This is a genomic window from Aeromonas sp. R2-2 (assembly GCF_040908355.1).
GTDB classification, from domain to species: Bacteria; Pseudomonadota; Gammaproteobacteria; order Enterobacterales; family Aeromonadaceae; genus Aeromonas; species Aeromonas veronii.
On sequence record NZ_JBFODQ010000046.1, the window covers coordinates 104,196 to 111,147 of the forward strand.

The 6,952-nt window shown below is 46.0% G+C and carries 5 protein-coding genes; 4 read left to right on the plus strand and 1 reads right to left on the minus strand.

The annotated features are described in order from the left end of the window. Positions 1-2 precede the first annotated feature (2 nt). The 4 genes from AB5Z09_RS08695 (at position 3) to AB5Z09_RS08710 (ending at position 5,946) form a co-directional block, all read left to right on the plus strand. A complete protein-coding gene (locus AB5Z09_RS08695; protein WP_368195073.1) occupies positions 3-1,508 on the plus strand; it encodes a TnsD family Tn7-like transposition protein in 1,506 nt (501 codons plus the stop codon). Beyond that, positions 1,508-3,109, plus strand: coding sequence for a Tn7-like element transposition protein TnsE (locus AB5Z09_RS08700; RefSeq protein ID WP_368195074.1), 1,602 nt, complete (start codon positions 1,508-1,510; stop codon positions 3,107-3,109). The genes AB5Z09_RS08695 and AB5Z09_RS08700 overlap by 1 nt, the downstream gene beginning before the upstream one ends. A gap of 273 nt (positions 3,110-3,382) precedes the next feature. Further along, positions 3,383-4,468, plus strand: a complete 1,086-nt coding sequence (locus AB5Z09_RS08705) for an AAA family ATPase (RefSeq protein ID WP_081849388.1) — start codon at positions 3,383-3,385, stop codon at positions 4,466-4,468. Next, positions 4,465-5,946 (plus strand): S8 family serine peptidase, encoded by a 1,482-nt coding sequence (locus tag AB5Z09_RS08710; protein WP_368195076.1) that lies wholly within the window; start codon positions 4,465-4,467, stop codon positions 5,944-5,946. The genes AB5Z09_RS08705 and AB5Z09_RS08710 overlap by 4 nt, the downstream gene beginning before the upstream one ends. On the opposite strand, the gene AB5Z09_RS08715 is transcribed toward AB5Z09_RS08710, so the two are convergent. Beyond that, complete coding sequence (locus AB5Z09_RS08715; protein ID WP_012564931.1) at positions 5,900-6,847, minus strand: IS30-like element ISAeca1 family transposase; 948 nt, start codon at positions 6,845-6,847, stop codon at positions 5,900-5,902. The two genes, AB5Z09_RS08710 and AB5Z09_RS08715, sit on opposite strands and share 47 nt — an antisense overlap. Between the last annotated feature and the right edge of the window lie 105 nt (positions 6,848-6,952).

Sequence of the window (6,952 nt, forward strand, 5' to 3'; positions counted from 1 at the left end):
CCGTGCTGAACTTTCCGGTTCCCTATCCCGATGAGCTGATTTACAGCTTGGTGGCCAGAGCCGGAATACATCTGGGGTTAACCAGCCCCAAGCAGTTGCTGGATGAGGTTTTTGCAAACCGGCATGTCATTGCAACGGTTGATCTGCCCAATCATCTGGCACCTCTGGTCCAATTATTACCGGAGAGTATGGGGCTCGATGTCGCTCGTTTGGCTTATCTGAATACGCTATTTCCTCTTTATGCCCCATTTACCACTGAAGAGCGCAGGCGTTACTGTCTTGAGCAGATGGGCGGGGATTCGCAAGGCGCCATTCATCTGATCCTGGGGGTAGCTGCATCCCGAATTAAACAGTCTCACGCCCTGCGCTACTGTCCGCAATGTTTGCAAAATCAGCGCAGTGCCCATGGTGAATACTACTGGCAACGGCAATGGCAGGTGATGGGGGCTGATTGTTGTCTGGTGCATGGTGGGTTACTGGAGGCCAATATTGAGCGCCACGCCTATCATCGCCACCAGTTTGTTGCGGCCTCTCCTTTGGTTTGTCCCCTATCGTCCCAGCCTGTAGCGGATGTGCATGCCATTCGGATCACTCGCCAAGTGACTGCTCTGTTGCAACGGCAACCTGATACTTCGCCCTCATTTTCGCAATGGAGTGCTTTTTACCATCAGCTCGCCAATCTGGTGGGTTGTGCTAAGGCGAGGCATGTAAATCATCAAACTATCCATGAACTTGTCATGGCTCGCTGGTCGGTTTATTGGCTAGAGCAGCATGGATTGGCGCTTAATAACGATTCGGGTAATTGGTTGCAGGCTATCTTTCGCAAGCACCGAAAATCTTTCAGCTATCTGGAACATATCGTTGTCCTGGATAGCCTGTTGCCCGATTCTTGGGACATGGACACAGTGCTGGGTGAGGTGCTGAGTATTCCAACTGGCATTCATGCTTTTCATCCCTGTCCTCCAGATAAAAAGAGCTCCCTATCGGCAGGGTATCGAGCCAGATGGCAGCAGTTGCTGGAAAGCCATGGGGTGAAGCAGGCCCGTTTATATCATCAGGCGCTATATGCTTGGTTGTACCGTCATGATCGTCGTTGGCTTCTGGAGTTTAACAGACAGAACTACCAGAGCAGTGTTAGAGAAAATCAGCGGGTCAATTGGCCACAAAAGGACCGTGTAACTTGCCGCCAGTTACTCAAAATCCTCAATGTGCATGAGCTGAGTTTAGATTGTCCCCGGCTATCTAGGCGATGGTTTCTATCAGAGCTTTCATCAAGCGCGATGATTGAGAAGAACCTCAGCAAAATGCCACTTACAAGCTTGTTTTTGCAGAGATATTGTGAAGATATAGCTGATTATCAGATTCGTCGTTTGGCTCTTGCTGCCAGATTGCTGGTGCAGAATGGGCATTCATTGCGCCGGTGGCGACTTCTTCGTTTAGCTGGATTGAGTGATGAGCGATTAACCTCGCTGGCTGATGACCTATTGCGAGATGTGTTGGGGAATTGATGCAGGATATCCGTTTTGAAAAGGTGTCTGACGATACCACCATCTTGGCGATAGGTTCGCTTTTTCGACGGATTGATAACTCCCAATGGGGAATCAATCTGGATCTTTCTCCCAAGGCAGCAACTGCTTCATTGAGGCTCTCGAATATCCCGGTTCTGGCCCGTAAGAGAGTATTGAACCCGACTCAGGATCATAAGCCTGCGGGGTATCATCTCGTTTTTACTATCGATAACACGGGAACTTGGCAAAGAAAGAAACTGGGTGATTACCCGGTTGCGTCGACGGTTCGTGCTATGGACAAGCGCCAACACTGTTTCTGTTTTCTTGCCAATGACATAGAGATTTATCTTCCCCAAATGGAATTGGCGCGAGCGCTGTTGTTGCATGATGGTTACCTCTCCCGTTCAGCGTTGGATCCGGATTGTCTAAGAAGTGAGTTTTCGATTGAACACGTCAGTCCCGATGTTGCCCGGGTGAATGTGTTGCCTTCCTCCAGCTATCCGCTCAAGTCTCTTGATGACTATGAGTCGCGGCGCCTATTGAGTTGGATCTTGATCGATCCGGACGCCCGAGCCTCCTATGAGAGCATCGGTCACTATCAGAAGCTGAACGGTTATGAGAAAGGGGGGTACCGGCAATGGGAGTTCGAGTTTACTCCCCCGCCTTTGCAGTTAGTCTCTTTTGAGGTCAGGGGCCGGTTTGATAAACAAACCAGAAGCATGCTGGTTTACGAGATTGCCAGTCTGAAAAATATTAAGGCTGCTATCCCAGATGAGGTCCAGTTTTTCCATCCCAAGCTGCGGGAGTATGTACGTGGGGAGGGGGAAGGTTCGGTGCGCTTGGTAGGTGAACGTCCTCATATTCACTCGGTGCATGATGGTGTGGAAGCCAACGCGGATACCTCACCAGTGTTATTACGGGCGCCAGCCGTAGTCTTTGAGTTTTCCAAGGCCTTCAATACACGCAAGGTTGCCGAGAAAAAGCAGGAGGGCGCAAAGGGCAAGGCTGATGAAGAGTTAGGAGCTCCGGCTTCAGCCGATGTCAGTACAGAGGAGTCAGTTGTTGGCGGTGTGCTGCCCTGCGCCGAGTGGACTGCCGAATCGGACGAAACTGATGATCTGCACCTCTACGCCAACAAGTTTGATTGCTTTGGGACAATGCTGGATCAGTTGGTCACAGCTCATGGTTGCGTGATTAGATCCAAGCAACTGCGCAAGTTACCAAAACTCTATCGATGCAATCGGCATCTGCTTCTGGATGGTAATCCGAGATGCCTGGCTGTTGTCGAAGTCGAGTCGCAGAACCGGATTTTTCATATCCTTGAAGTGGATACCTCTGATGGGATCTGCTCCTTATCAACCCAATTATTGAGGCTGACATCGCAGCAGGGGTGGCAGGAGCAGCTGAGATTATTGGAAGAAGAGTTAACTCAGAAATCACTGCACTGGCCAAGCAAGCGGCTGAATGAGCTGTGTGGCAAAGATTGTTATTCCAGTATTCCTCATCCACAGACTAAGTCAACGGACAAGGGAAAGTTGCAGATGGAATCAATAGAATGTTGGTCGTCCAGGTTTTACAGCTGGATGACTAGAATGGGATAGTGTTTTATGTGATTGATTTTTAATCATTATTTATCACTCCATTTTGGATGACCAAGCAGACAGATGCGTCCTTTGGGGAGAGTCCAGTTATATTTTGATACCTAAATCTCAGTCTTGGCTTCATATGAGATCTGGTGGCGTTTTTGGTGGTTTTTTTCTGGTTTTGGGTGGGCAGATCAACTGTTTTTGGTGGCACTTTTGCCTGTTTTGGTGGCAGTTTTTGGTCTCTTGCTTTACCATGTTGAGGTGTATTTTTGATTTACAGGCCACAAAATGGAAGATAATGTTATTTTAGGTTTAGTCGACGCCGCCCTGAAAGGGGATAAAGCTGTAGCTCAGATGGCTGTTCGTAAACTTGCTTCCAAGATTAGAACGACAAATAGTTCATTATATGAACAGGTATCGGAGAGGCTGGCTGTGGGGGCCTTGAGAGGCCTTCCTCAAAAAAATCGTCCATTACCTGTTGACTCAGACAGTCGACAAAGTTTAGTTCGAGTTGAGGATCCTGTTTTTATAGATAAAGCACCGATTCACTCAGAAGAGATTAATGTATTATTTGAACAGGTTTTATTAGAAAGGAAATATTTTGATGCATTACTTTCCGAAGGATTACAGCCAACAAAATCTATAATTTTTCAGGGGCCTCCTGGCGTTGGTAAAACAATGTCTGCCCGTTGGCTTGCCAGTAAGTTGGGGCTGCCTCTTCTAGTTCTGGATTTGGCTACTGTGATGAGCAGTTTTTTGGGGAAAACAGGTAGCAACGTAAGATCAGTGCTAGAACACGCAATGTCATTCCCTTGTGTGCTTTTACTAGATGAATTTGATGCAATTGCTAAAAGACGTGATGATGATAGAGAGCTGGGGGAGTTGAAGAGACTGGTGACAGTACTTCTTCAGACGATTGATGAATGGCCATCAACATCATTGCTTGTTGCTGCGACAAATCACGGTGAACTACTCGATCCTGCTATTTGGCGAAGATTTGATATGGAAGTTTCTTTTGGAATGCCATCTCAATCTATGATAAAGAAATATCTGCAAGAATATTGGCCAGATATTTTTGATAGCAAAGTTTGGAGTGTTGATTCATTTGAAGGAATGTCTTTTAGTAATATTGATCGTGAGTTAAAACAAGCTAAAAGAGAGCGAGTTATATCTGCTATCTCATTAAGAGAACTAGCTGGGGATGTGCATATAGGTTGTTTTGAAACATTAAGCATGGAAGACAAAAAATCTATGGCTTTTAAATTGCACTCCCAGGGGTTATCTCAACGTGTTATCGCGAGTAAATTAAATATTAGTCGACCTACAGTAAAAAAAGCAATAGAAGATTTGTCACGGAATAAGGGGATGAAATGAAAAACTTCATGATTGGTTATGGTGAGACATTAACAAAAAGTGTAACCATAAACTCAGGTTCTGGTCCCAAAAAGCATCCATATACCTTTTCAGAAGCTCGATCTTTATTTGTAGATAATTTAACGAAAGTACTTAATGAAATTGATAATAAACCAATAATTCAATCTGCTAATGGCGAATTCGTTATTAAGTTTGTGCAACATCCATCATATCTCGCAAAATCTTATTACCCAAATAAGTTTTTTAAGCGATTTGGTGTTAAGGATGTTGGTTCTCGCTCGGTAAAAATAAAGCCAAGAAAATGGGCTGTTACAAATCACCCAGAAGAAGGATTGGCGTCCTGTATCTTCGTGTCAGGTCGGCGGAATCAGTTTGAGGCCATGTTGAATAGTATAAGGTATGATGATTTACCTGAAACAACAAAAACAGCCATAAGAACGTTTGAGCAGGTAAGTACAATCAGTATTAATGAGAAAGTTAAAAACATTGAACTTGGCTCAGAAAAATTAAAGCTAGAAGTGGTTTTGCATGCATCAGTACATGATGAGTATATTAGGAGCTCTTTCAATGGATATTCTGAGTCTTTAGGTGGGGTTGCTGATTGGGATCGCGCAAAAGTTGTCGGTGGATTGACGTTCCTGCCAGTAGCTATACATAAGGGTTGCGAATTAAGTTTAGCAGAGTTTTCACACTTAAGAGCATTGAGAAGCATGCCTAAGTTGAGGTTTAACAAACCAGAAATAATGCGAAAAACTATTAATGATGATTTTTCACTACCAGACTTCAAACCTCTTAATAATGACTTTAAAGTTTGCATTTTTGATGGTGGGATTGGGAGTAATCATTTACTCTCTCAGTGGGTAAATGAGAATGTTCCTTCTGATGTTATAAGTAGCCATCCAAGTTTACTTGCTCATGGTAGTGAAGTTTGTTCGACGTATTTATTTGGTCCTTATAATTCCAAGAATAAGGTTTTCGATGAACCATATACAACAGTAGATATTGTGAGGGTTCTGTCTGAAAGTGATACAGATCCAGACCTTTTTGATGTTCTAACCCGTATAGAAAATGTACTTAAAACCAAACAATATAAATATGTAAATCTTAGTCTAGGCCCAAGATTAGCAATTGAGGATGACGATGTTCATGTGTGGACTTCAGTTATTGATGCTCTATTGCAAGATGGTCACTGTTTGGCAACTGTCGCTGTTGGAAATGATGGGGATTTAGAGGGTGAATATGCTCGAATTCAACCACCTAGTGATATGGTAAATTGTTTTTCAATAGGTGCATCGGATGCTGATGGTGAAAGTTGGAGTCGTGCTGAATATAGCTGCATTGGCCCTGGAAGAAGCCCTGGATTAGTCAAGCCGGATGGAGTTATGTTCGGTGGCGCGAATTCAACTTCGAAGTGCAATTCCCGATTAAAAATCAGGCTGCTTTCAGAAGTTCGTCAAAAACCACCTGTGGCTGTTTGAATCCCAAGCATTTGCGCGGCCTGAAGTTCAGCCGCTTTTCGACGGCTGACAGTGCCTCTGCTGTCACCACACTCAAATCACTGCCTTTGGGCACATATTGCCGCAGCAGACCATTGCTATTCTCATTCTGTCCCCGTTCCCATGCACTGTATGGATGCGCAAAGTACACCTGCGCTTCCAGCTCTGCTGCAACACGTTCATGTTCGACAAACTCGCTACCATTGTCAGCTGTGATGGTATGGACATGTGCCTGGTAGGGTTTCAGCATGCTGATAATGGTGTCCGCCACCGCGCTGGCTGTTTTGCTGGGAACGTATTGAACCAGGTAGAGCCGGCTCTTACGCTCCAACAGACTCACTATTGCACCGCTGCCTTGCTTACCCAACACGGTATCGACTTCCCAATCTCCCACACGGCTCCGCTCATTGACTATCGCAGGGCGTTCATCAATCGATACCGGATTGGGAATGACACTGCGTTTGCTGTTCTTACCCTTGCGATAGCGTTTGTGACCCTGACGCAGATGCCGGTATAGCGTGCCACCGTTGGCCTTGTCGCGTGCCACATAGCGGTATATCCACTCGTGGCTAACCGGGCAGTTAATCATGTCTCCAACGCCACTGATTTGCTCGGGACTCCAGTCCGCGACCAGCGCCATGCAAACAAAGTCGATGGTATCAGACGGGACAGTACGCTTCTGACTCGTCAGCCGTCGTGCCGTGGCAAGTTGGTGAGCCTGCTGCGGCTGATAGGCCTGCCCAGCACAATTACGACGAAGCTCACGACTGATAGTCGATGGATGAACCCCGAGCTGTTTGGCAATGCGGGCCTGTGACAGGCCATGGTCACGGAGGCAGGCAATCTGGTATCGTAGCCCCTCGGTCAACTGCTGGTATTTCATGGTGTATCGCTTTGTTTCTTTGGCGAGAAGAAGCGTACCCTAACTGGTAGTTGACCGCCTCTCTCCTATGCACCATGGGCATTGCACTTATTATCTGAATTCACG